The sequence below is a fragment of the Janthinobacterium sp. NKUCC06_STL genome (assembly GCF_019345455.1).
Taxonomy (GTDB): domain Bacteria; phylum Pseudomonadota; class Gammaproteobacteria; order Burkholderiales; family Burkholderiaceae_D; genus Janthinobacterium; species Janthinobacterium rivuli.
The window spans coordinates 199,578-223,592 of sequence record NZ_JAHKQY010000004.1; the positions used below are offsets into that span (position 1 = coordinate 199,578).

The 24,015-nt window shown below is 56.2% G+C and carries 24 protein-coding genes; 22 read left to right on the top strand and 2 right to left on the bottom strand.

From position 1 onward, the window contains the following. Positions 1–591: 591 nt before the first annotated feature. Positions 592–1,377, bottom strand: coding sequence for a DUF1845 domain-containing protein (locus KO539_RS16575; RefSeq protein WP_219310594.1), 786 nt, complete (start codon positions 1,375–1,377; stop codon positions 592–594). Positions 1,378–2,047: 670 nt separating this feature from the next. Here KO539_RS16575 and KO539_RS16580 point away from each other — a divergent pair. The 4 genes from KO539_RS16580 to KO539_RS16595 all read left to right on the top strand — a co-directional run bounded on the left by KO539_RS16580 (position 2,048) and on the right by KO539_RS16595 (position 6,283). After that, positions 2,048–2,587 (top strand): hypothetical protein, encoded by a 540-nt coding sequence (locus KO539_RS16580; protein ID WP_219310595.1) that lies wholly within the window; start codon positions 2,048–2,050, stop codon positions 2,585–2,587. Between the two features lie 342 nt (positions 2,588–2,929). Beyond that, positions 2,930–3,952, top strand: a complete 1,023-nt coding sequence (locus tag KO539_RS16585) for a toprim domain-containing protein (RefSeq protein WP_072453984.1) — start codon at positions 2,930–2,932, stop codon at positions 3,950–3,952. 166 nt (positions 3,953–4,118) lie between these two features. Beyond that, entirely contained in the window at positions 4,119–5,180 is a 1,062-nt protein-coding gene (locus KO539_RS16590; protein WP_219310596.1) for a DUF932 domain-containing protein, read from the top strand. A 158-nt stretch (positions 5,181–5,338) separates the two neighbouring features. Then, positions 5,339–6,283 (top strand): hypothetical protein, encoded by a 945-nt coding sequence (locus KO539_RS16595; RefSeq protein WP_219310597.1) that lies wholly within the window; start codon positions 5,339–5,341, stop codon positions 6,281–6,283. A 262-nt stretch (positions 6,284–6,545) separates the two neighbouring features. On the opposite strand, the gene KO539_RS30705 is transcribed toward KO539_RS16595, so the two are convergent. Continuing rightward, positions 6,546–7,241, bottom strand: a complete 696-nt coding sequence (locus tag KO539_RS30705) for a S24 family peptidase (protein ID WP_219310598.1) — start codon at positions 7,239–7,241, stop codon at positions 6,546–6,548. A gap of 349 nt (positions 7,242–7,590) precedes the next feature. Here KO539_RS30705 and KO539_RS16605 point away from each other — a divergent pair, with 349 nt between their 5' ends. The 18 genes from KO539_RS16605 (at position 7,591) to traF (ending at position 24,007) form a co-directional block, all read left to right on the top strand. Continuing rightward, positions 7,591–7,938, top strand: coding sequence for a hypothetical protein (locus KO539_RS16605; RefSeq protein WP_072453981.1), 348 nt, complete (start codon positions 7,591–7,593; stop codon positions 7,936–7,938). A gap of 7 nt (positions 7,939–7,945) precedes the next feature. After that, a complete protein-coding gene (locus KO539_RS30710) occupies positions 7,946–8,560 on the top strand; it encodes a FlhC family transcriptional regulator (RefSeq protein ID WP_072453980.1) in 615 nt (204 codons plus the stop codon). Between the two features lie 477 nt (positions 8,561–9,037). Continuing rightward, positions 9,038–10,852: a MobH family relaxase gene (gene mobH / locus KO539_RS16615; protein WP_219310599.1), complete on the top strand. Its 1,815-nt coding sequence runs from the start codon at positions 9,038–9,040 to the stop codon at positions 10,850–10,852. 2 nt (positions 10,853–10,854) lie between these two features. Next, the gene (gene traD / locus KO539_RS16620; RefSeq protein WP_219310600.1) at positions 10,855–12,768 is read left to right on the top strand and encodes a conjugative transfer system coupling protein TraD; all 1,914 of its coding nucleotides are present in this window, start codon (positions 10,855–10,857) and stop codon (positions 12,766–12,768) included. Beyond that, positions 12,762–13,376, top strand: a complete 615-nt coding sequence (locus tag KO539_RS16625) for a DUF4400 domain-containing protein (RefSeq protein WP_219310601.1) — start codon at positions 12,762–12,764, stop codon at positions 13,374–13,376. The genes traD and KO539_RS16625 overlap by 7 nt, the downstream gene beginning before the upstream one ends. A gap of 153 nt (positions 13,377–13,529) precedes the next feature. Further along, the gene (locus tag KO539_RS16630; protein ID WP_072453977.1) at positions 13,530–14,036 is read left to right on the top strand and encodes a hypothetical protein; all 507 of its coding nucleotides are present in this window, start codon (positions 13,530–13,532) and stop codon (positions 14,034–14,036) included. Between the two features lie 89 nt (positions 14,037–14,125). Further along, positions 14,126–14,749 carry a lytic transglycosylase domain-containing protein gene (locus KO539_RS16635; RefSeq protein ID WP_081368093.1) on the top strand — a complete coding sequence of 208 codons (624 nt, stop codon included), beginning with the start codon at positions 14,126–14,128 and terminating at the stop codon, positions 14,747–14,749. A gap of 137 nt (positions 14,750–14,886) precedes the next feature. Beyond that, positions 14,887–15,456, top strand: coding sequence for an OmpA family protein (locus tag KO539_RS16640; protein WP_219310602.1), 570 nt, complete (start codon positions 14,887–14,889; stop codon positions 15,454–15,456). A gap of 171 nt (positions 15,457–15,627) precedes the next feature. After that, positions 15,628–16,008: a hypothetical protein gene (locus tag KO539_RS16645; RefSeq protein WP_257626317.1), complete on the top strand. Its 381-nt coding sequence runs from the start codon at positions 15,628–15,630 to the stop codon at positions 16,006–16,008. A gap of 44 nt (positions 16,009–16,052) precedes the next feature. After that, positions 16,053–16,352: a type IV conjugative transfer system protein TraL gene (gene traL, locus KO539_RS16650; protein WP_092715502.1), complete on the top strand. Its 300-nt coding sequence runs from the start codon at positions 16,053–16,055 to the stop codon at positions 16,350–16,352. A 16-nt stretch (positions 16,353–16,368) separates the two neighbouring features. Next, positions 16,369–16,971 (top strand): type IV conjugative transfer system protein TraE, encoded by a 603-nt coding sequence (traE, locus tag KO539_RS16655; protein WP_176386445.1) that lies wholly within the window; start codon positions 16,369–16,371, stop codon positions 16,969–16,971. Next, entirely contained in the window at positions 16,922–17,728 is an 807-nt protein-coding gene (locus tag KO539_RS16660) for a type-F conjugative transfer system secretin TraK (RefSeq protein ID WP_219310603.1), read from the top strand. The genes traE and KO539_RS16660 overlap by 50 nt, the downstream gene beginning before the upstream one ends. A gap of 6 nt (positions 17,729–17,734) precedes the next feature. After that, positions 17,735–19,117 carry a TraB/VirB10 family protein gene (locus tag KO539_RS16665; RefSeq protein WP_219310604.1) on the top strand — a complete coding sequence of 461 codons (1,383 nt, stop codon included), beginning with the start codon at positions 17,735–17,737 and terminating at the stop codon, positions 19,115–19,117. After that, a complete protein-coding gene (locus tag KO539_RS16670; RefSeq protein WP_219310605.1) occupies positions 19,101–19,877 on the top strand; it encodes a DsbC family protein in 777 nt (258 codons plus the stop codon). Before KO539_RS16665 ends, KO539_RS16670 begins: the two co-directional genes overlap by 17 nt. 2 nt (positions 19,878–19,879) lie before the next feature. After that, positions 19,880–20,542 carry a TraV family lipoprotein gene (locus tag KO539_RS16675; protein ID WP_219310606.1) on the top strand — a complete coding sequence of 221 codons (663 nt, stop codon included), beginning with the start codon at positions 19,880–19,882 and terminating at the stop codon, positions 20,540–20,542. Between the two features lie 26 nt (positions 20,543–20,568). Beyond that, positions 20,569–23,136: a type IV secretion system protein TraC gene (traC, locus tag KO539_RS16680; RefSeq protein WP_257626318.1), complete on the top strand. Its 2,568-nt coding sequence runs from the start codon at positions 20,569–20,571 to the stop codon at positions 23,134–23,136. 5 nt (positions 23,137–23,141) lie between these two features. Beyond that, positions 23,142–23,486 (top strand): hypothetical protein, encoded by a 345-nt coding sequence (locus KO539_RS16685; protein ID WP_249936330.1) that lies wholly within the window; start codon positions 23,142–23,144, stop codon positions 23,484–23,486. Continuing rightward, positions 23,483–24,007, top strand: a complete 525-nt coding sequence (gene traF, locus KO539_RS16690; protein WP_374106429.1) for a conjugative transfer signal peptidase TraF — start codon at positions 23,483–23,485, stop codon at positions 24,005–24,007. Before KO539_RS16685 ends, traF begins: the two co-directional genes overlap by 4 nt. Positions 24,008–24,015 lie beyond the last annotated feature (8 nt).

Genomic DNA, 24,015 nt, shown 5'->3' on the forward strand with positions numbered 1-24,015 from the left:
CTCCGGACCCTTGTGAGGTGTCCCTGTGCGTCGAACACTGGTTACCGCGCTACTGCGATGCTGCTGGCAGCGTACGCCGGAACAACAGAGGTGGGCAGTGCGCTGGACGGCTTTTAGCGTTGGCACGAACATCTCTTCGAAAAGGTGGAGCGTGCCGGCGCAGGAACGCCATTCAATACAGAGCGGCGCATGTGTGGCGATGATGTCCAGTTCGATACTATGACTGAGTCCGTAGAATTCCCGCTCTTCCTCTGTTAAAACCCCGCATGCCAACACCACCTTGTCATGTGCATGGCACCATTCGATTAGGCGCCGAACATCCTGCGGGACGAACCTGGATACCTGCTCGATCACCATTGTTACTATGCCGCTTTGTAGTTGCGGCATGTCCAGAGGCGATATGCCGTCGCCCCCAGGTTCCACTCGATAGGACGGACCAAACGCGGTCTGCATCGCCGCTAAGCACCATGCCGGTGCCGCTGGCGCTTCACTGCGGAGTAACATTGTGAGGCACATGGCATCCTCCGTGCCGGCTGATTTGGGGGATAAACTTCCTATCCGGGATGCGGGCAGGAAGGCTTGTAAGGCTCGTCAGGGACTTGCCGGTACCTCTTCGCTGGGTGGGACGACTGGAATGTTTAAAACCCGCTCAGCGGCCGGATTTGGCGCCGGATGGTCTGCTCGTTGCGTCACTCCGGTGAACGCGGGAGCAACGGCTGAATCATCGCCCTGGGAGGGGAGACTGCTCGGTGCGGTGGGCTTGCGTTCAGATGCGGACAGTGCATTGATGCGTTTGAGCAGGCCGAGGGACAGCGCGCGCGTGGTAGCGGTCACTGCCCGTACGGTTTTCTTGATCTGCGATTTTTCGGTGATCAGTTCGCTTGTCGAGATCGCCTCGTCAATGCACAAGGTTTCGAGCATAGGCATGAGCTGGTCGACTTTGCTGATCAATTCCAGTAAGCGCCTGCCGAACATGGAAAACACTTTCGCTTCGATGGCAAGTGGTTCGATGTCATAGCTAGCCAAGTCGGTGATGCCGTGTTGATGGCACAGTTTCTCGAAAGCGACGATACGCTGGTTCGCCAGGGCGATGCGCGCGTCGAGCATGGTGCGCAATTCCTGTTCCACTTTATCGACATCCTCGGCTGGCAATTTCATCCTGGCAAAGACGGAAATAAAATGGAAATTCGCTTGTGATACATAGAAGCAACGCAAGTACAAGCGCTTGCCTTCCGGGCTGGCGAGCGTGATATTGACCTTGCGGCTCGCTGATTCGACGCGTGTCAGATCGGCGACGGCCTCCTTGGCCAGCAACTTCCTGTTGGTTTCGCCTTGATCACGCGTGACGATCAAATGGGTGGGAGCTGGGTGGTTCATGGTGATGTCCTCAATAATGCCCATGGGGCTACATGACATGGTGTACTCGCCATTCTGGTGATTCAAGAGGAATGCACGGAGCTTTGGAAGCGTATTTGCGAGTACTACGCACGTCAGCTAAGGAATGTCGAAAAACGTTCTGATGCGTATGCAACAGCGTGTTTCCACATCCGCCAATGTGCCGGTGGCGTTTTTCGTCGAACCTAAGTTGACACGCAGGTGAGGGCAGCCTAAAGTCAGTCAATGTTCGCAGTAGCTAGCCCTGCATCGTCCGGCAAGCCTTATCAATTGCGCCCATCGCGCTGCTGTACCGATTGGACAGTCACCTGTTACCAGGTGCGACGTCCGTGTTCCTCAATGCCGAGAGTGTTTTGACGCGCCACGCGCACCGCGCAGTTACGTCAAAGCACTTTGCATGCGTTTTCAGGACGGTAGCTGGCATCCCCGCCGAAACGGCATCAGCCGACAGTATCAAGCCAGTCAATTGAAGTTCCGGTGCATCGCAGCAACCGGATGATTTATTTCCCCCTTTGGGACGATGCGTCCCGGGAGGGAGTCGCCTCGTCTCTCTTTCTTGTGCGAGGCAATCATGAGCAGATCTCAGATCAACCATTGTCGCGTCCTTCAGGGTAGGACCACACCTTCCCGTCCGGGCGTGTTAAGGGCACCTGTGAGCAAGGTATCGGCGTGCGAAAGCAACGACGATGTGATTGAATTTTCGGAAGAGGAGTTGGTGGCATTGCACTGGTGGCTATTACGCAAAGTAAGTTTGCTCAGCGACCCACGCACGCCGCTGGATGAGAAGTTTGAATTGGTTCGTTGGGTGTTCACAGATCCGGTTCGCGATACGCAGCCGTTTTCCTTCGTCAATTGCATGAAGGTGGTGAGTGGTAGCCCATTGTCGCAGCTGCCGTTCATCGGCGCCGTTGATGCGCAGGAAGTGCGCGATTGGATTGGTTCCCATTTGTGCCGCTGGTTTATGGGTGCGCTGCACGACTATCCTGCGTGGGTTCGCCAAGCTGTCATGGCAAAGCCGGATTGGATTTCGGAGAACTTATTCAAAAATCCACAATGGATGAATGAGCAGATCAAGCTTCATGAGTCCGATCTTTTTGCTTCGTTGAATTCAACGGAGGACGTGGATTGCTTGAATGGCCATGGCGCTAAGGATGAACGCTTGGCTGGCAAGAAGGGAGAGCGCCATGCGTGATGCCACCATTGCCGCCGCATTTCCTCCCGTTCGCTTTTGTCGGATACGGGACATCGACGATTTGACGTTCAGCGTCAAGGAAAGCGAGATCGTTGCTGGACAGCAGGGTCGTGTTTTCTACCTCGGACAAGAACTACGGTCAGTACGGTTGTCCCTGGTACCGGGTGGCTTTCAGGTCGACCCACAGCGTGGCCGGCCGGAACGAAGAGAAATATTTCTCACTTTTAACGAACTGCTGTCGGGGCGAGTTGGCCTTGCCATTGAGCGTGGGGGGCTGTTTACGCGTCGCGTGTCGTACCGGAGCGTAGGCAATTCTCTCGGGGTCTACCTGGGGAGGTCGACATGAAGAGAAGCAAGGAAGAATTCAACGCGCATTTTCAGCAGGTCAAAGAGCGCGCGTTTGGACGGTGGACGGAAATCCTGCTGGCGCTGGGCGTGGATGCGAAAGTGCTCAACCAACGCAATCAGCCGTGCCCATTGGGAGATTGCGGCGGCACTGACCGGTTTCAATACACGGACAAGTTTGGCCACGGTAATTATATTTGCCGCGGCTGCGGCGCCGGTGGCGGATTTAAGTTGTTGATGGGCTGCCTAGGATTGAATGCGGTTGATGCGCTGAGTAGGGTGGATGCCTACCTTGGTACTACTGCGCCTAGGCCGCTGATCGCGCTCGCTCAGGACTCCTGCGCGGAACGCAAAAGCCTGATTCGGAAAATGTTGGCCGAAACGGTGCCAGTGTCGCCGGGAGACGAGGTCGACAGGTATCTGCAGAAACGTGGCGTCAACCTGGAGCGGTACCCATCGACGCTGCGTATGCATCCTGCGTTGGGTTACTACGAGCGCAATTCGCTCACTGGTCAAGCCGTGATGGTTCGACGGTACCCTGCCATGGTGGCCTGCGTGCAGGACAAGAGCGGCCACACGGTGTCGTTACATCGGACATATTTAAGCAATGGCGAGAAGGCCCGCGAATGCGCGGTCAAGAAGCTGCTGTGTGCTGGGATAGGTGGTGCGGCAATTAGACTCGCGCCATCCACAGAGGAATTGGCGGTGTGTGAAGGCATCGAGACGGCGCTGGCGGTCATGAAGCGCTCGCATCAGCCGGTGTGGGCGGGGATGAGTGCTGGAAACCTGGAAAAGCTGTGGATCCCGGAAACAGTCAAACACCTACGAATTTACGCCGACAACGATGCGCATGCATTTTTTGATGGGCAGGCTGCGGCCTATAGCCTTGCGCGACGCTACCTAAAATCTCATGCAGGACGGGCAAGGAAATTAGCCGAGGTGTTTGTGCCGAAGTCGGCGGGCGCCGATTGGGCAGAGGTGCTACTGACGATTTCACACCGTACGTTTCATGCGGCATGAGGTGCTCAGAGCAAAGCAGTGAATTTGGCGCGGTGGCCGTTTGGTCGCCGCATGTTGGCGCAATAGTGCGCCCACGTGGAACTCAGTGAATTCCGCGTGCTTGACCCTGCGGGGGATGCGCTCCCGCCAGGGAGTTGCATCGCCCGCTTTTTTCATGGAGGTTGTGATGAAAACAGGACGTCCTTTGGAACAACTCGTTGTCGAACTTGAGCGGCAGGCGGCGCTCAAGAAGGACATGATCGTACCGGCGACGAAGCTGGTGAGCGAGACGACAGCGGCAGGGCAGTGCAATCTCGTCATTGACGAACCCTATGGTAAAAAGCGCTACCTGATGAACGATTTTGCCTGCGCGCAGCTGGCAAAGAAACTGGATATCCCGTTGCTGTATTTTAAGCGCATGCGTTCGTTTGATACTGAACTGCTCGATGAAAATATCAATGCGTGGTTCAGAATTTGCGCCAAAGATAGCTATATGGTGCGAACCTTGGCGGGACAGGCCAGAGCCTTTTTGTCGTCGCGCTTCCGTCGGCTTGACAACATCGATCTGGCCCATAGTATTTTGCCGATCTTGCTCAAGCTGCCCGGTGCCCGTTTTGAGTCGGTGGAGCTGACTGAAACCAAGATGTATTTAAAGGTGGTCAGTGCCGAGGTGACGCATGAAGTTGCACCAGGTGACGTATTGCAGGCCGGCGTGGTGGTCAGCAACTCGGAGATTGGCGTGGGACGGCTGCGGGTCGAGCCGTTGATTTATCGCCTGAAGTGCAGCAATGGGCTCATCGCTTGTGAGCGCTCGATGCGGAAAAATCATGCTGGGCGTTTACTGGAGTGCGGCGATGACGTTGCTCTGCAAGATGACACAGTCGAGGCCGAAGATCGCGCGATCTTTCTGAAAGCGCGGGACATGGTGCAAACTGCGGTGTCGGAGACTACCTTTCAACTGATATCGGAGAAGATGCGCAAGACCATGGGCATCACATTGACGGGAGATCCGGTGAAGGCAGTGGAGGTATTAGCGAATCGCTTCGTATTAAATGAGTCGGAGCGGGCAGGCGTGTTACGCCATTTGATTGCCGAACAGCAGCTGAACGGCTATGGACTGCTCAATGCGGTGACAGGTTACTCGCAGGAAGTGGATGACTATGATCGTGCCACTGAATTTGAGGAGTTTGGTGGAAAAATGCTCGAATTTTCGCTGAAGGAGTGGAGCGAGGTTGCTGAAGCAAACTAGCTTGGCTTTCAACCTGGTGCTATGTCGATTGGATTCCCCGGTAGCTTGGCTGCCGGGGAATATTGGTGTATGAATAGAGAATTTAACTCAGGAAACGTTGAGACTGGCGTTTAAGGTAAGTATATGGAGTGTAAAAATAAGAAATGAAAAGAATTTTCATGAGGAAAAAGAAGTCGAATGCAAGCTTTAAGAAGTCGTTAACTAAGCCAAGTGGATATTCGAGAGCTGCAGAACAGAGGAGATTAAATAAAATATATTTGGGATTGTTTATTTTCTTGGCGATAATAATACAAGCAACAATCCTTGCATTTCCACTAGCTGGTAAAAAACAGAATTCTCAGCTCGCAGAGTTCAGAACATATCTGTTTTCACAGGAGACTTCTCTGTCCCAGTCTATAGAATTATTAAGAAGTGCGAGAGAAGGACTTCCTGGTGTTGTCTTGAAGGAATTTAAAGATTCTGAGTGGAATATAATAAGGAATCAAATTCAAGAGTATGATGCCTATATTTTCATTTTGATTAGACGTGCTGGAGTTATTGATTACATAAGAAACATTTCACAAGATATTGACAATCAAAGAAATATTGGTGTGATGGATAGTAAGAAATATAGTGATGTTGTAAATAAAATCAAGAAATTGGACACTGTACTTCAAGATAATATTTCTTGTTTGGCCGATGTTAAGAAGGACCGAGAAAAATTAATGAGTGGAATTCTGGATGAGAAATTGGCGGTAGAAACAAAGGTTTCGAGTCTTATAAACATGGTTAATCATGTACAAGGAAAGGACGTGGTTACACGTTGCGCTGGAGGGTTGGATAGCGTTGTCGGCTTGACCGAAGAGGTCATAGTTATTCACGATACCTACGTGAAGAAATTCAATAAGTTATCGACGGAGCAAGAATTTTGGGTAAATTCACTTCGCACTATATTTTCCATCTCCATTTTTTTTATAGGAGCATATGCCCGTGATTACGTGACAAGAATTTTAAATTCAAAACCACGTCCATCGAAGGTCGGTTGGCGACTGCGTTTTAAATTGTGGGGGAGGCGACCTGTTCGAATTTTCAGAAAAAGCGGCCGAGTTGATAGATGGTGGTGACCCGAGAAATTGTTTTCCCCTACTCAAACGCATTGAACCTTGGGCTGGTTTTTTTGAATTTTTTAAGGATGACAGAAATGAGAAAATCACTATTTATTGGAATTAATTAATTCCTTGGAATTTTCTTTATTGCTGGCATCATTGGTAATTTTCCAAAGTCACGATTCGCTCTGGAAGATTTTTTTGGTTCTTGAGTTTCAAAAAATTACTATTTTTTGTGGTGCTGTTTGTGGCTAAAGAAAATTCAACCCCGGCGACTGGATTAAAAACGATTGATGTTAATGGCTGCTTTAACACGTCCCAAAATTTTCAGGGTAAGCATTGCTTTGGATATCTTCACAAGAGTTGGGTTGTAGCGTTGGTTTTCGCAACGCAGTAATAGGCCTTCGCCTATGATGATTTCGATGTGTCGCACAAGGCGCCTTCCTTGGTAATCCAATACATAGATTCCGTTGACCTCCACCTCATTGACTGTCGCATCAAAAAAAAATGGGGCGCCATCATGGATGAGCGGAGCCATATCGTCTCCCTTCATCACTGCTACTTGATTAGGACCGGAGAACGATGCGGTTTGCCCGAGCATGTTGCCAATCCAGTCAAAGCTGGGTTCCTCATGACCGTACACCTGTTCCTGAACCTGTGGCGATAGTTGTTGCTTGGGGAACGGGAGACGATTCGATGTCAAGCCCAGGATCCAGTTCGCATCTATGTCGAACTGTAGGCAGACAATGGCGAGGGATTTCAGGTCGGGCAGACCTGGTTTTTCTTCGTCGATCCAGCGCGCCACTGTTTGCAGCGCTCGCCCGGTAATGTCACTAAGGAAGTGCTCGCGCTGGTTTGGAAGTACTTCCCGTCGGTCGAGTTCTGCAATCAGCCGTTTCCGGACACCTGGGACGATATCAACGTCGAGTTCGCGGACGGCATCTTTAGTAAGCGGGATGTTATTGCTTATCGTCACGGTTTTTGTCTCCTGGCAGGGGTAAAGTGAGAGACCTTGGTTTATTTGTAGATTATTTGTAGCAGTTGTTACGATCAGGTTTTCATTTGGTTGAGTTTGATTTTAGGACGGGAATCGCGTTTCCTCCAGTGAATTTTTGCCAAGGCGCACGTAAATATTTTAATTCAATTAGCAGTTGCTATTGACCTTTGGATTTTTGCGGAGTAGTCTTTTTCAATGTGCTATTGCCTTTGCGCGTAGTCCTCGTACCCATGACTTCGCCTATCAGTTGAGCGACACGGCAGATGTGCACAGCGGAAACCGGATGAATGACCACGCCCCGCCATTGCGGGGCAAAGCGGGGTGGACCATGGAAGACGCGATTCGATACACGGAAGTGCAGTACCTCAACTTGAATTACTTACTCACTATCCAGGTGGGTCTCAAGCATGACCCCCTGGCCACTTGTTGCACCTATCACCTTGACACTGCATCAGCCGAGACGCTCGCGGCAATGAGTGTTGACTCATTGCAACTATTGGCTGCGAACATGTCGCATGAAAGCCTTTTTAAGCCGATAGCTAATTTTAAAACTCTCCTTGAAACGCCGCCCGTATTGGCCATGACGTTGTGCCGCGTCGGGAATGTTGATCCGGCTCTCGCCCGTGGCGCAGCGCGTCTCGGCCAGGCCGTTGCAGCTCAAGTTCGTATGCCATAGGTGACCTATGGCATACGAACATGCGGAGCGGCACATACAGGCCCTGCAGCTTGCAAAGTCCTGTGTCGAACTGGGTGCACGGATGAAAACCGTCGCCTATTTGACCGGATTGAGTGGAACACTGCTGCGGGAATATTTCTACAATGACCGGGCGGCCACCGGAGGTCGATGGCCTAGTTCGCAGGATTGGTACCATATGGCAACGCTAGTGCAACGCGCTGAGGCGTCACTGATTGCTAGTATTTTTCAGTTCCTGCGCACACAGCATGCGTGTTCGGCACGGAAGGCCATGGTCTGCGCCTACAAGATGTATCGAGAGCGATGGAGTGGCCGTTCCAGCATCTCGTTTGACCGCGCTTTCGAATTGATCGCTAGTGTGGAGGGGATCTGGACCCAACAATCATCGCAGTTGGCTCTGCATATCTGCGCGCGGTGCCGTTGTCGTTATCTGATCGCACTCGGGGATACATCGGCGGATCACTCCGGGTGCGTTTTTTGCAAGCTCGTCAAACGCTATGCCACTGATTCTCGTATCCAATCGAGCTTTGTCGGTAAACCTGACTTACCCCTGTCCCTAGCACGGGTTCAATCACCGGATCGCTTGCTCAGTGATTCTCTATAGTTGAGCAGTAATGGTTGTGCGTATTTACCGATTGAATCCGCAGGCGAAAGCGGACGTACACGGCAGTCAGGCATAGAACGGGCAGCGTGCTCATTGTAGAGTAGTCCCGCTTGTTTCAGCATTGCTGACCGATAAGCTCCGATCCAATATCGCGGCTCACCTTACTTTAGATCTAGCGTCGCCAATAGGTCGTTCGCTACCCATCAATGATCAAACCAAGTTGAGCGGTATCTTGTTCGTGCTCTGAGCTGAAATATCTTGGGTGTATTTGCCTGCCGCGCGAGCTCGGACGAAGGAGCAGCAAGCCCTACTGGCGTCGACGACACGAATGGAGCAGCCAGAATCTGGCAGGGGCATTGTAGCGGCGAATTCCTCTATATGTTGTCGACGAATGATCGCAGTAGAAGTCAGGCTTTCACTTGGATGTATGTCGATTTGCATAGCCATAATGCTCATGTAGCCACGTGAGTGATCCTTATGGCCGCTGTGAATTTCCTCAAATACCTGGGTTGGCTTGGCCGCAATCGTCAATATGATCGCAGCCGTCAGGCCGCACCCATATGTCCGCAACGTTCACTGCCCCAAACTGGTCATGCGCGTGACGGCGGGATGCGTCCCCGCAGTGTCGATGCGATTTTGGACGACAATCGGGATATCCTGGGGCGCATCAAATTGGCTTATGGAGGCGACGCGAATACCTTTGCCGAGGAAATGCTTCCGCTCATCAGGAATTACACTGCCTACGTGAGTGTGTTGCCGGCGACGCAGGACAGTTTTTTTGCTCGCTCCGGAGGCCTACTACGATTATCTCTGGAGACCGCATTCTTTGCACTGCAAGCGACCGATTCGCAGATCTTTGCTGGGAGGGCGACGATATCGACTCGTCGACAGTTGGAGCCACGCTGGCGCTTTGGCACCTTTATCGCGGGACTATGCGCGTACCTATTCCGTGCGCTCGACAGCGTCGTCGTCAGTGATGCGCATGGAACCGTATGGCAACCATACCTGATAGCCCTCGGGGAATGGACCCACAAACACGAGGTCGGCCGTCTGTTCGTCAGATGGGGGGAGGCCAGGCAGGAATGTCGCGCCCTATCGTTGTTCGCGCTACCGATGATCCTGCCGACAGATGCCTTGGCCTACTTGACCCACGACGGTTCGATGATCGTCGCTCACATGCTCGCAGCGATCAGTGGAGAAGTGAGGTATCAGGATCACAACGTCATTGACCATCTCGTCAATCGAGCATCGACTTTGGTGATACACCGCGACTTGCGCGACGCTGATGCGCCGGCAGGTAGGGCGCGGGCGCGGGCCTACCTTGCGAGGTTTCTCCTAAACGCGATGCGCGAGCTGGTGCAGTCTCATCAGGGATGGGTGCCCAACGCGGATCGGTCCCGCATGTGGCTCGGGCGGGATGGTTTGTTTCTGGTGTGGCCGAACGGTATGAGCGACATACTCACCTTGTTGGAGGACGAGGGATTGTACGGCTTGCCTGCCTCGCCAGTCGATGCCATGGAAATTTTGAGCGATGCCGGGATCGTCCTGCCAAAGAATCCAAATGAGTGTGTTTGGTCGATCCGGCCACCAAGCGCCCCTGAGCCCTTGGAGGCGTTGAAGTTGGTGACGCCAGGCGTTGTCCTTGCTGTGTTACACCCGCCACCAGTGCCGCTGGACATGGATATTGCTGTCGACTGCACTCATGACGAGGTGCGAGCTACGGAGCATGATACTAAACCACGGCAGGCGAAGGCGGCGCCGTCCCAGGCTCAGGGAGAGAGCGGGGCACAGGAGATGCCGCCGGATGCTAGCGATCGTCAATTGTCGTTGCCAACCATCGCACCGATACCAACTGCGGGAGACACAGGTATCGAACCAAGTACAGATGGCCGCCAAGGAAAGGTGAAGAAAGTCAAGGATATCAAGTCAAGCCAGCCAGCAACGGAAACATACGCGTTACGCGCACCGATTCGCCTACATCCAGGCATTGCCAAGGTATTGCAGGCGATCGTGCAGTCTCTCAATGAGACGAGCTTGCCACCAGCATGTTATCCCCTGGCGTCCGGCCTGTTTGTCCCCTTAGACGCCTTCGTGGCGCGACTGGTGGATGCGAAGATGGCGCTACGCGCACTTGCCGATGCCAACATGCTGGTGGTGGGACCGGCAGGAACCGAATCTGTTGAATACCGCAACCCGCATGGCAAGCAACTGGCTGGAATGGTTATCGCTCGTCAATTCATCGACGGCATGGATGGAGTAGGGGAGACCCCAATCAATTCGAACGCAGGTTGACCATGTTGCTACGACAGTATGAAATGCCATGGCGTAGTCCCATTGAGGCCGTTGCCGCCCTGGCATGGATGCTCGCCGCCGCCATTTTTTACTTTCTGATACCCGATCATTTGCCACCGCGTGCGGGTTTTCTTCTCATCTTTTGTTCAATACTCATAGCGTTGATTCGCTGCCGGCAAGCCTTGCGCGTAGTACGTACGCGTGCCGCGCTGTCTGGCCGCGCGATGGAAATGGTTTCAATTTCCCGGCTGGTGACATGGACAGGCGATCCTGAACAAGTCGTGTTCGGTTTGGGTTTTATCTGGTTGCCACTGCACTCTCAGCGGCTTTATGAGTTGATCAAGATCGATTACCGCGCGATGACCATTTCTCCCTGGCTCATACGCGCTCTGGGATATCAGCCCAATCCACAATCAGACGTAGAGATTGGCTTGCCCTGGATTCATGGTGTTGAGTCGAAAGAGCGCTTGTTGGTGCGGCCGCTGCAGAACTTTGAAGGGGGGACATTGGTGGTCGGAACCACGCAATCCGGCAAAGGGGTATGCCTTGGCTGGTTGATTTTTCAAGCTATCCGCCGAGGCGATGTCGTCATTATTATTGATCCGAAAAATTCACGCCGCCTCAAGAGACTGGTCATGAAGGCCTGTCAACTGTATCGCGAGCCAGACAGCTTTCTTTGGTTTCATCCAGCCTTTCCGGAAACGGGTGTTCGTCTCGACTTTACGTTCAATTGGCAAAAGCCGACCGAAGTCGCTTCCCGTATTCAGTCAATCATGCCACCCGATACTGCTGGAACGTTCAGCGCATTTGGTTGGGACGCTGTGAATGTCGTCGTGCAAGGGATGGTGCAACTGGAGAAGCGTCCGAATTTGGCGAAGCTGAAGCAATACATTGAAGGAGGTGTCGAACCGATCCTGGAACAGGCACTCGAGCGTTTTTACGAACAGCTCCTTGGCATGCAGTGGCGTAGTACGCCCGACATGGCGCGCTTGCTCGATAAGGCGCGGAGAGGGCAGATCAAATCGCCGACACCCGCCGCGAGCCATGAACTCTTGGCGTATGTGACCTACTACGATCACCATGTGCATGAGGCTAGGCGTGATCCGGTGGTCAGTTCCCAAGTCCGGGTATTTCAGCATAACCGCGAACATTATCAAAAAATAACCGCCAATCTCTTACCGATCTTGTCCATGCTGACATCCGGGGATCTTGGAAAAAGCCTGTCTCCCGACCCGTTTGATGCGGATGATCAGCGGCCGATCATGAATCTGGAAAAGATCGAGCGCGCGGGACATGTACTACTTCTCTGTCTGGACTCGTTGCCGGATCCTTCTGTTGCAACGGCAATCGGCGCCATGGCGCTGGCCGACCTGGCTGCCCGTTCAGGCATTCGCTACAACCTGGGAGGAGAGCGGCGCATTTCCCTGTTTGTGGATGAGCTATCGAACGTGATCAATCAACCATTAATCGAAATACTGAATAAAGGTGCCGAAGGAGGGCTGTACACCACGGCTGCCATGCAGACGATTGCCGACCTGGCGAAACGCCTTGGTAGCCAGGAGGCGGCACGCATGGCATTGGGGAACTTGAACAACCTCATCGCCTTCCGAACCAAAGATCAGCCCACTCAGGAGTTCATCAATGAAACACTGGGGCAGACCACCATCCATAGCATGAAATTCGGGCACAACACGGCCAGGGATGGCCACTTTACGGATTTTACGGCAGTCGATTCAACGCAGTTGAGCGAGGAAGTCAACGAGTTGGTACCGGCATCGATTCTGGGTAAATTACCCAATTTGCAGTTCTTCGCCTCAGTGTCTGGCGGCCATGTCTACAAAGGGCGGTTTACGCTAATTGACCCGGGCGAGGACGATGTAAGCCGCGATCAGAAGGAGGAGGGTGAAGCATGTTGATTCGGTTGATGGCCATTGTTTCGCTGAGCGTGCTCCTGATGCTGGTGCTGTACCTGCCGTCAGCCTTCCCGCCTCAGCGATTTGTCGCGCAGATCCGCGCGGAACATATGGCCAGTGCAGACTGCTGGGGCGATCTGTATGCACGCCGCGTGTTGAGCCGCATGTTTCAGTATCAAGCCGCATTGGACTCACAACCGGCATCGTCCAACATCCACGAGGTGACGCGCGATCCGGTAGCACAACCCGTCGCCGATAGCCTGGGCCGGGTGCGTCTGCAGCTTTTTCAGAACAGCTATTTCCGCTCGCTCGATACGCTGACCATGCTGGCGCTGTATAGACTGGCAGGCCTTGTGCAGTGGTGGGCACTGTTCCTGGTGCTGATCACTGCCTGCATCGTGGACGCCTTGGTGCGCCGGCGTATTAAACGTTTGGAGTTCGCCAAGCAGCATCCTGAGTGGTTCGCGGCAGCCATGGGCACGGCGATTTTGCTGATTTGTCTGATGGCAGTAGCGTGTGTGCTTCCTGTTCCACTGTCCCCGCTTCTGTTGCCCGCCATGTTGTGTGTGGTCGCGTGGCTGGCAGGGCAAATGGTGGCACAGTATGCGTGAGTGTGAAGGAGAAGTCCCGTAGCTGTGGCTACATGCCTAGGGGGCCTGGGTTCATCCAAATAGTCCACAAAAAGCGCGACTATTTGGACAAACATTGGGGCTGCGATACGCTAGCATGATGTCATACGCAGTCCATTTTGATTTCGAGTCGCCATGAATACTGAATTTCGCTCGACGCCGTCCTCATCTTCTGCTCACACGGCCGCTGCCCATCGTTCTGCTGTCGCATCTACGCGGTGCGAGGATACAATCGGGACGCTGGTATGGATGGAGGAATTTCGTCACTTAGACCAACTGTTCAGCCATCAGCACAATTGTTCGCCAAAGTTGCGGCATCCCGATCTGATTAGTGCGTGTGTTGCGATAGTGTGCGCGCAGGCGGAACATGCGAAGCAGATTTTTTCTTTTTTGCATACCCAGTTGGTGTTGCGCGATCAATGCATGCCACGTCGACAGGAGGAAATTTGGCGTGCCCAGTATGTATTGTTGCTGGCGCTGCAGAAGTCAGAAATGAACCGGCATCCCCATCCTCGATTCGACTTGGGGCAGTTTACGACAGCATGCATCGCTCTGGCCCTGCAGGAAGAGGGGGCGCAAGGGAAAATATTTGAACAGGCACGGCGCAACATCGCCGAGCGAGCAATATCGCATCTGCCATAAAGGGCAGGTGCAAGGCATACCGTCAACGGATATGCGACCCGAACTGACCCTGCCAGGCTGATGCCAGGCTTACCCGATGTGCACCCTCGATGGTCTGGCGCCTGCGCGTGCCGGGTGGATCAACGCTTTCGGGTTTATGCCTGCTCCTTGCCATGGAACGACCTCTTTCATGCTTCATAGCGCTCCTCGTCGTTTGTCCGGGTCCTGCCTGGGCTTGCTGGGAACAAGCCGCCGTTCGCCACAACGTGCCGGCACCGCTGCTCTATGCGATTGCTCAAGCGGAATCGTCACTGGATCCGAACGCCGTCAATCGCCGCCATCTGCGCCAAACCGGTACCGTGGATGTCGGCTATATGGGTGTCAATTCTGATCCACGGGTCCTACGTAATTTGGGGGTGACCGAGCAAGAACTGTATGAGCCCTGTAAAAACATTCATGCTGGTTCCCGCATTCTCGTGGAAAAGCTGCATAGGTACGGCAATACCTGGGAGGCGATCGGCGCATACAACGCCTCGTGTACCAAACTTGATGCGGCCCAATGCCAGGCTACGCGCACCCGCTACGCCTGGCGCGTATACGGCTTTCTGACCAATACCAAGCCGCCGACAGTACACCGCGCTACGCCGCAGGCCAAGTACCGGACTCAGAAAAATGGGCGAGCTGAATCGGTCGTCCCAACGCAGCCCGCGCTGGTGGCAGTGGGGTTGACATGAGACGCACCATTGCTCATGCCACACTAGCTGCCACAGGAATGGCTGCAGCCAGCTTGCTGATAGCCTCCTGCGAAAATGTGCATACCCAGCCACAAGCTGCAGGGCTGTCTACTCGCGCAGCCACGCCTGGGTCCCACATGCAGCACATCACCCAGCTTCACTACGGTAGACAGGCACGCTACGGCCTGTGTATCGATCCAGCTTGCCCTACGCGCACGCCCAAGACGCTGGCAAGACGGGATGCGCACATTGAAGAGGTGCCGCAAACCACGATCGCGGCAGCCAGCACCCAGCGGACACTGGCAGGGGTACCCGTAGGTACCAGTGCAGCGAACGAAAGTGATTTGTCTGATGTCACCGAACTTGCGGTGTACTTTGCGCCGGGCTCATCCCGTCTCGATAGAACGGCCCAACAGATTCTGCAGCAATTTCTCACGCTGGTGCCGCCAGCATCCCATATTCGTATCGCTGGCAGAACAGACAGCACCGGGACGCCGGCCCTGAACGATGCCATCGCACACCAGCGCGCGACCAGGGTCGAGCGCTATCTGCGCCGCCATCTGCACATACCTGCAGTTCAGCTTGAGGTAGGAAGCAGCGGCGCCTGCTGTTATGCCGCCGCCAATGCGACCGAAACGGGCCGCCAGAACAACCGGAGGGTGGAGCTCAGCCTCACCGCCGACGCGCCTCGGCAGGTGCCGAGATGAGGAACGAAGCTCACCTGGTCAACCTGACCTCGGCATGGGTAACGTGCCGGCCGGGCAAGATCGCGTGGTACTGCCCCGTGCGTGGTCCCCCTATGCCGCCATGCCGCATCCCCTAGCCGCCCGCACAGACAGTTTTAGACAGTTTTCTTCACTATCACGATTGGAATGCACATGAACACCCTGCAATACGTCACCGTTCTCCCTTTTAAACACCACGGCAAGCGGCCGCTTGGCCTGCGCGTCTCCACTGCGGCCAAGGTCCTGGCACTGCTGACCCTGATCACCCTGGGCCTGCTCGCCGCTATTCCCGCCACCGCCATCGACCTCGTCGCGTTCACCGGCATCACCGGCCCGCTGACGTCAGCACTGACGCAATTGGCCGCACTGGCCCCCGGTGTGAAAGCACTGGTCGGCTTCATCGGCTTCGTGGTGGCCCTGATCTCGCTGACTGCCCTGCGCAACTTCGGCCCGGTGCTGTTCTACATCGGCATGGCCATCTTCGGTGCGGTCGGGCTGATCATCGGCGGCGCGATTATGGGCGCCACGATGTGAACCAAGCTGGCGCAGACACCGCACATTGAGAAAAGGAGGACGCCATGCAAGCCGACACCTATATTCCCCGGCGGCTAGACGACCAATGGAAGATTGGCCTATGGGACTTTGATGTCGCCTTTCCCGTCCTCCTTTCGATCTTTGTCGGCTATCTGGCCAGCAGCAAACTCGGATTTTTCCTCGCGGTCTGCGCCGGCGTCGCCGTGTCGCGCTGGCTCAGCCGCAAAAAAGCGGACAAGCATCCGGCCTTTGTCCTGCATTGGGCGTACTGGTACCTGCCTGTCAGTCCGCTGACGTCCATGCGTTCGACCCCGCCTTCGCATATCCGCAAGATGGTCGGGTAGGACCAAGGAGAGCACCGTGAAACTGGAAACCTATCAGGATGACCTGGCCGCCCTGCGGCGCCGCGTGTTCGACCAGCGCCTGGCCATTGGCATCCTGTCTGTTTGCTTGATGCTGGCATTGACCATCATTGTCCGCATCGCGGGCACGGAACGCACTGTCATTGTGCCGCCGGCCATCAATAAAACATTCTGGATCGAGGACGGCAAAGCCAGCAACGACTACCTGGTGCAGATGTCGGGCTATATCGCCTACCTGATGCTGGACGTCACGCCGAAGTCCATCGAATGGAAGAAGGACATGCTGCTCAGCTGGTGCCTGCCGGAGAACGCCGGCAGCATCAAGACCCGCCAGGATCTGGAGGCGGCAAGACTGAAGAAGCTCAATGCGAGCACCTACTTCCAGATGCAGCAGCTCGTACCTGACGAAGAAACGCAATCGGTGACGATGACCGGTTACCTCAAAACCCAGGTGAACGGGGCCAATACCTCTGACAACCTCAAGACCTACCGTGCGGACTTCGTCTTCCGTGGCGCGCGCGTGCATTTGAAAGATTTTAAGGAGTTGAAAGATGGAAAACCGGATACTGCCATTGGCGTGGCTGCTGCTGGGGCTCGTTGAGCTTCCCGCTTGGGCCGACCAGACCAGAGAGGTGAGGGACGGCGCCACCATTGAGGCGGTCATCGCCGCACATGAACCGACGCGCATCCGCATCGAGGGCAGCAAGATCATCGACGTCGTCGGCAACATTTATTCAAGCAGCAACTGTGCGTCCAAACCTGCCGACGCCAGCCTGCCCGTAGCGCCAGGCGCCGGCACGGCCGTCAATCCCGGCGGCCAGCTGTCGCTTGCCTGCGATCTGGCAAAAGGCGTGATCTATATTCAGCCGGTGGGCACTGCTGCCAAGCCGATAAACCTGTTTATTTCTTCCGCTACGGCCACCTACACCTTGCGCCTGAACCGCGCGGAGATTCCCGCAGACACCATCGTGATCTCGGACAAGGCGGCCAGACGCCAGAGCAAAGCAGCCAATGCCACTGGCCAGGCGCCGGCAAGGTCCGCCACGTTCATCCGCTCCCTGAAATCGATGCTGATGTTCATGGCTTCCGAGCAGGTGCCCGACGACGTCCGGATGGAAGAGCGCGACGAAGCGCGCCTGTTGTGGGCGGAAGCGGAAATGAAGCTCATCCGCCAGTTTGAAGGCCGTGGCCTCATCGGCGAGACCTATGTACTCAGCAATGTCAGCGGCGCGCCGCTGGTGCTCGCAGAACAGGAATTTGACCGCGACGATGGCGATGTCCTGGCCGTCGCCATCGACAACCTCAACTTGCGTCCGAACGAGAGCACGCGGGTCTACGTCATTCGGGCAGGGGAGTGAACCGCCATGCGCATCATGCCAACATTGAAATCCTTCACGGCTCGGTTGACGCCCAGGCAGCAGCAGTACCTGGCCGCCGCCAGTATCGTGACAGCCTGCATTGGCGTCCTATGGGCGGTACTGGCCTATTCCGAGTCCGGCAGCCCCGCCCGGCAGCTTCCCAAGTCGACCGACAAACGCGCCACCGTCAATGTGGATGATGCCAGCATGATGGTGCCGGGCCAGATCTCGCCAGAAGATCAATGGGTCGGCAATGCCGGCAAGAAGCTGGCCCAATATGACAGTGACAAGGAAGTGCAAGACAAAATCAACAGCGATCGCAAGGCCGTCGAAGCGGCCTTGCTCAAGCGCCTGGCAGATCTGGAAGCAAAAACGGCCGCTCCGGCAGAACAAGCGCCGCCACCAGCGCCGCCCGCGCCCGTCACGCCGCCCATTCCCCAGCCATCGGCACCGGCTCCGTTGCAGTACCCTCCCGGCACGCCACTCGGTGGCAACGCGCCGCCAGGACCACCCGCCACCGACGTAGCCAGTGGCAACACCGGCGTACTGCGGCCAAACGAGCCACCGGAGACGCCCGCGCCGATGATCCGCGTGTCCCTGGGCGCCGCGACAGACTCCGGTGGGAACACCGGGGCCGCCAAGGAGGCCGGGGGCAATGGCGTAAAACCGGCCAACACGCTGGACGACTTCCTACCAGTCGGCATCCTGCCGGGAGAACTGCTCGGCGGGATCGATGCGCCGACGGGCGGCCAGGCCCAAAGCAATCCGCTGCCGGCACTCATCAAGATTTCAGCCGCTGCCATCCTGCCTAATCAGTTCCGCGCGGACGTCAAGGAATGTTTTGTGGTGGCCTCCGGCTATGGCGACATCAGTTCCGAACGCGCGTACTTGCGCACCGACGTGCTCTCCTGCATCCGCTATGACCGCTCGGTGGTCGAGGTCAAGATCGAGGGCAACATCTTTGGCGAGGACGGCAATCTGGGATTGCGCGGCACGCTCGTCTCCAAACAGGGCCAGCTGCTGGCCAACAGCCTGCGCGCAGGCATCGTCAGCGGCATCGGCCAGGGCTTCGCCCAAGGCAACAGCTCATTTACGACCTCGCCGTTTGGCACCTTGTCGACGACGACCGGCGGCACCGGCGACCAGTTCCGACGCGGCATTGGCAGTGGCATGGGGAGCGCACTCAACAACCTGGCCAACTATTACATCCGGCTGGCCGAACAGACGTTTCCCGTCATCGAGGTGCATGCGGGCCGCAAAGTGGACGTGGTGCTGACCCGCGGCGTGCGCCTTCCTGCACGGCCAATGTCACGCAGCGACGCGGACCGGCAGGATCAGCTCGGCCTTGCCGAGCGCACGATGGAGGTTCCCAATGAAGATGCCGACTAGACTGGCCCTCGCCGCACTCGCTTGCACGGCCGCGCTTGGCACACAGGCACGCACCACTGAAGACGCACTGCTCGCCGCGCTCAAGCAAGCCTATCCCGGCACGGCCTTTGATACGGTCACGGCGACGCCGATCCCCCACGTCTTCGAGGTGTGGATGGGAGACAACGTCGGCTTCGTCGTCGATACGCGCCCCAACTACATGATATTTGGCCGGCTGGTCGATCTGCGCGCCATGCGCGACCTGACCGCACCGAAACTGCAGCAGCGGAGCAACGCTGCCAGCCCGGCAGCACCGACTGCAGCGGCGATCGATGTACGCCAGCTGCCGTTGGCCGATGCGATCGTCACCACGCAGGGCAAGGGCGAACGCGTCCTTTATCTCTTCACCGATCCGCATTGCCCGTATTGCCGCCAGCTCGAACCAGAACTGGCGAAGATCCCCAATCTGCGCAGCTACAACTTCATGGTGCCATTCCAAGACCAGGCTTTACCTTTGCGCATCTGGTGCGCTCCCGACCGCCTGGCTGCCTGGCGCAGCGCCGTCAAGGGCACGTTGGACGGGCAGGGCGCACCTGTCCCATGTACCCATCCGCTTGACCGTAACCTGGCCCTGGCCAGCAAGTTGGGCGTGCAGGGCACGCCGACTCTCTTCTTTGCTGACGGCTCGCGGGAAACCGGTTTGATCAGTGCCAACGAAATTGAAGCCCATCTGGCGCAAGCCGCCTCCAGCCTTCCATCCGGCAAGAACCTCAAGGAGTAATCATGCAACGGATCCCATCGATTTCATTCCGCGTCAACAACCTGTCCGCCGCAACGGTATGTCTGACGCTCCTCGCCGGGTGCGGCGACATGACAGGCCTGGGCGGCAAGTCGGAATATGCCTGCAAGGCGCCGGAAGGCGTGCAGTGCAACTCTGTCTCCGGCAATTACTACAACTCGTTTCCATCGGGCGGCGGTGGGACGGCCACTGGGGCACCCACAAAGGGAACGCCGCGTGCCGCCCCGCGCAGCATGTACACGATGCTAAAAGCTGCAACTAGCGGCAGCGCCATGCAGGGATCGCCTGCGTTCGAGCCCGCCGCGCTGCGCTCGCCGCCGCGCGTCATGCGGCTCTGGATCAAGCCTTGGGAGGACAGCGACCATGATCTCCACGATCAGTCCTTTGTCTACCTGCAGACAGACCTTGGCAGGTGGCAGATCGCCCATGCGCAGCGGCAGATCCGTGATGCCTATGCGCCCTTGAAACCGCCCGCACCTCAGCGGGCGTCATCTCCGGGTACAGCGTCTCCCTCCGGACAGGCCAACTCCGGCGCCGAAACACGGCCAACCTCGCTGCCAGCGGGAGCGCTTGCCGATCCTCCAGTCGGGGCCGTCACGCCGGTTCCAGAAGGCGCGCCGTCTCCAATGCCGGCAACAAACCAATAGCGATATTGCATTCAGAGAGGACAAATATGCTCAAGTTCTTCATGCCAGAAAACGATGGCGAAGGGATCCGCGCTGGCCTCTGGGATCTGTTTGGATTAAGCCGAGGCGAGGCATTTTCCAAGGATCAATTTGCCAGCTGGCTACCGTACGGTCCGTATGTCGACAGCGAGCAGCTGTTCATCAATCGCCATCACCAGCTTGGTTTCATGCTCGAACTCATGCCCCAGGCCGGCGCCGATGAGCGCATGGTGGAAGTACTGCAAAGCCTGTATACCAACTGTCCCGCCAACACGGGTGTGCAATTTCACCTGTTTGGCTCGCCGGACATCCGCGCCCCGCTGATCCAATATGCCAACATGCGCATGGAAGACGAGGATCAGTATGAAAACTCGCAGCAGTGGGGGCGGCCGGCACGGAACAGCAACCTGTACCGCCAGCTGGCACGCCAGCGCGTGCACCATCTGCTGGCCGGGAGCCAGAAATCCCTGACCAAGGGATTTCATTTTACGCTGCGCGACTTTCGACTGATGATGAGCGTCACGACGGATGGGCGCGCCGATGATATCGGCAAGCGCGAAGCGGCGATCAGTTTGCGCGACTCGATGGCAAGCACCCTTGACGCCGCGTCTATACCCAGCAACGTATGCGAAGCGGCCGACTTAATCAACTGGTGCGCACTGTTCACCAATCCCCACCGGCTCACAGATGGTGTCACCCCATGGATTCACTACGATGAGGGAAGAGAACTGCGAGATCAGATTGTCGACTTCGATACCGTCCAGGACCCGACCAACGAAGGTATCCGGTTTTCGAAGCCAGGCAAGCCGCAGCACGTAGAAGCACGCTTTTTCTCCATTAAGTCGTTTCCGGAACGTTTCCCCCTCTGGCAGATGGGCGCGCTCATCGGCCACGTCATGCAACCGGCACTGCAGTACCGTGCGCCGTTCCTGCTCACCATGGGCGTGCACATCCTCGATACGAACACGACGCGGACATTGATTACGGCGAACCATATCCGCGCGACACAGAACGCGGCCAGCAAGATGGCCGCCATCATGCCGGACGTGCAGAAGAAGCAGGAAGACTGGAATGCCGTCGCCAACGCCATGGATGTCGGCGGCAACCTTGTCTCGATGTACCACCAACTGGCCATTTTTTCGCCACCCGCCGAGGCGACGGCGGCGGCGGAAGCGGCCAAGGCCATCTGGCGTGCCAGCGGCTTTGAACTCAATGCCGATGTGTACATGCACCGCCAGGCGCTGCTGGCGAGCTTGCCCATGACCCTAACGCCCGCATTCCACAATGATATGAAGAAGATGAAGCGGGTAACGCGCAAATCCATGGCGAACGCCATCCATCTCGCGCCCCTGCTGGCGGAATGGCGTGGAACCGACACGCCAACGCTCATCTTTGCCGGCCGCCGCGGCCAGCTCGTGACGCTGGACCTGTATGACAACGACCTGGGCAACTACAATTTTGCCGTCGTCGGTGCTCCAGGGTCCGGCAAGTCCGTCACCCTCAACGAGATCGCCTGGTCATACCGATCCGGCGGTGCGCAAGTGCGCCTGCTGGATCTCGGGCGCTCATTCGAAAAACTGTGTAAGAAAGCCAATGGCACGCACGTGGAGTTCAGCCCCCGCTCGAAGATCATATTGAACCCGTTTACGGCGGTCAATGACATTCACGAAGACATCGATATGCTGTTACCCGCCTTGGCGAAGATGTGTTCCATGAGTCAGCAATTGCAAGAAGTGCAATACAAGGCCATTTCAACGGTCCTGCTGAAGCTATGGAAATCCTACGGCAATGATCTGACGATCACCGCTTTGCGCGACGCATTCAAGAGCGGCAGTATAGCCGAACTCGAAATCAAAGGTGATGACCGTATCCGCGATCTTGCCATCATGCTCAACCCATACTCGAAGGGCGGGCAACATGAACGATTCTTCGAGGGCAAGAATAACGTCGACTTCTCGAATGACTTCGTCGTGATCGAAAACGAAGAACTCAAACGCAAGCCAGATCTGCATGCCGTCGTCAATATCCTGCTGATGTACCAGATCACCGGCGAGATGTACCTGAACCGCGATCGCAAGAAGCTCCTGATCATCGATGAGCTCAAGCAGCAGCTTGGAGAGATCGGTGCAGACGACCCGGTCAAGGCCGCCGTGGTAGAAGAAGCAGCCCGGCGTGCGCGCAAGTATGGCGGTGCACTGGGCACGGCGACACAAGGTGCCGATGACTATTACGGTTCGGTGCAAATGACGGCCGCTTTCAATTGCTCCGACTGGGTTTTCCTGCTGCGGCAAAAACCGGAGTCGATTGAAATCCTGGAAAGCAACAAGCGCATCGTCATGGACGCCGCCAAGAAACGGCTATTGAACTCGTTACGCACCGAGGCGGGCGCCTTTGCGGAAATGTATGTCTCGTCGCCGATCGGTGAAGGCGTCGTACGCCTGGTCATTGATCCAGCCACACAGCTGCTTTTCTCGAACAAACTCGCCGATAACAAGCCGATTGATGCCTTGCGTGCCCAAGGCTACTCCATCGACGAGGCCATCGCCCGGGTACTGGCCGACAGGGGACTCCAATGAGACTCATGCTGATCAACATCTTCGTATCGGCCTGCTTCGTGGCGATCGGTATTGCGGCATATGACCGGCTGGTGCTGCGGCCGATGCTGGTCATCGGGGTCGTCGACGTGGCGAACGTCTTCAATGCAAAGCAGGAACAGGTCTTTAAAGCCATGACGAACAGCCGTACCGACATAGAGCGACGGCAGGCGATATCTGACGCTGAACGATTCGTCCCCCGTTTTGCTGCTGCGTTGGCGCAATTGCCGCAAGAGTGCGCATGCCTGGTGGTCGACAAGACGGCGGTGATCGGCAGCCGCGCGACGCTGATCGATCTCACTCCATTGCTCAGAAAAAAGGTGAAACTGTGACCCGCGATTTCTTTCAGCATGTGCGCAGACGCTGGTATCTGTACCTGGTGCTGGTCGTGATCTGGACACTCGCCTATGTGCGTCTGTTTATCGATGCCACACCGCGATTGCCCATCCTGTTTAACGTGACCCCCAGCTTGCCCTACATGGTCGCAGTGGTCGACTACCGGGCGGACGGCATCCGTCGCGGGGATTATGTGGTCTATGCATTCGAAGGGGCGGCTTACCGCATCTTCCCTGGCCTGTACCACCAACCGTTCTTCAAGATCGTGCGCGGCGTGGCCGGCGACAAAGTAACCGTCCGGGATCGCCACGTTTTCGTCAATGGCGAGGAGGTCGGTATTGCCAAGACGCATACCACCGTCAAGCACCTCCGGCTCGATCCCATCGCCGACATGGTGATTCCGCCATCGTATTTTTATGTACAAGGCACCAGTCCGGACAGCTTCGATTCACGCTACAGCATCAATGGCCTCGTACGCGCCGACGCGGTCTTGGGCGTCGTGATTCCGATCTTTTGACGCAAGGG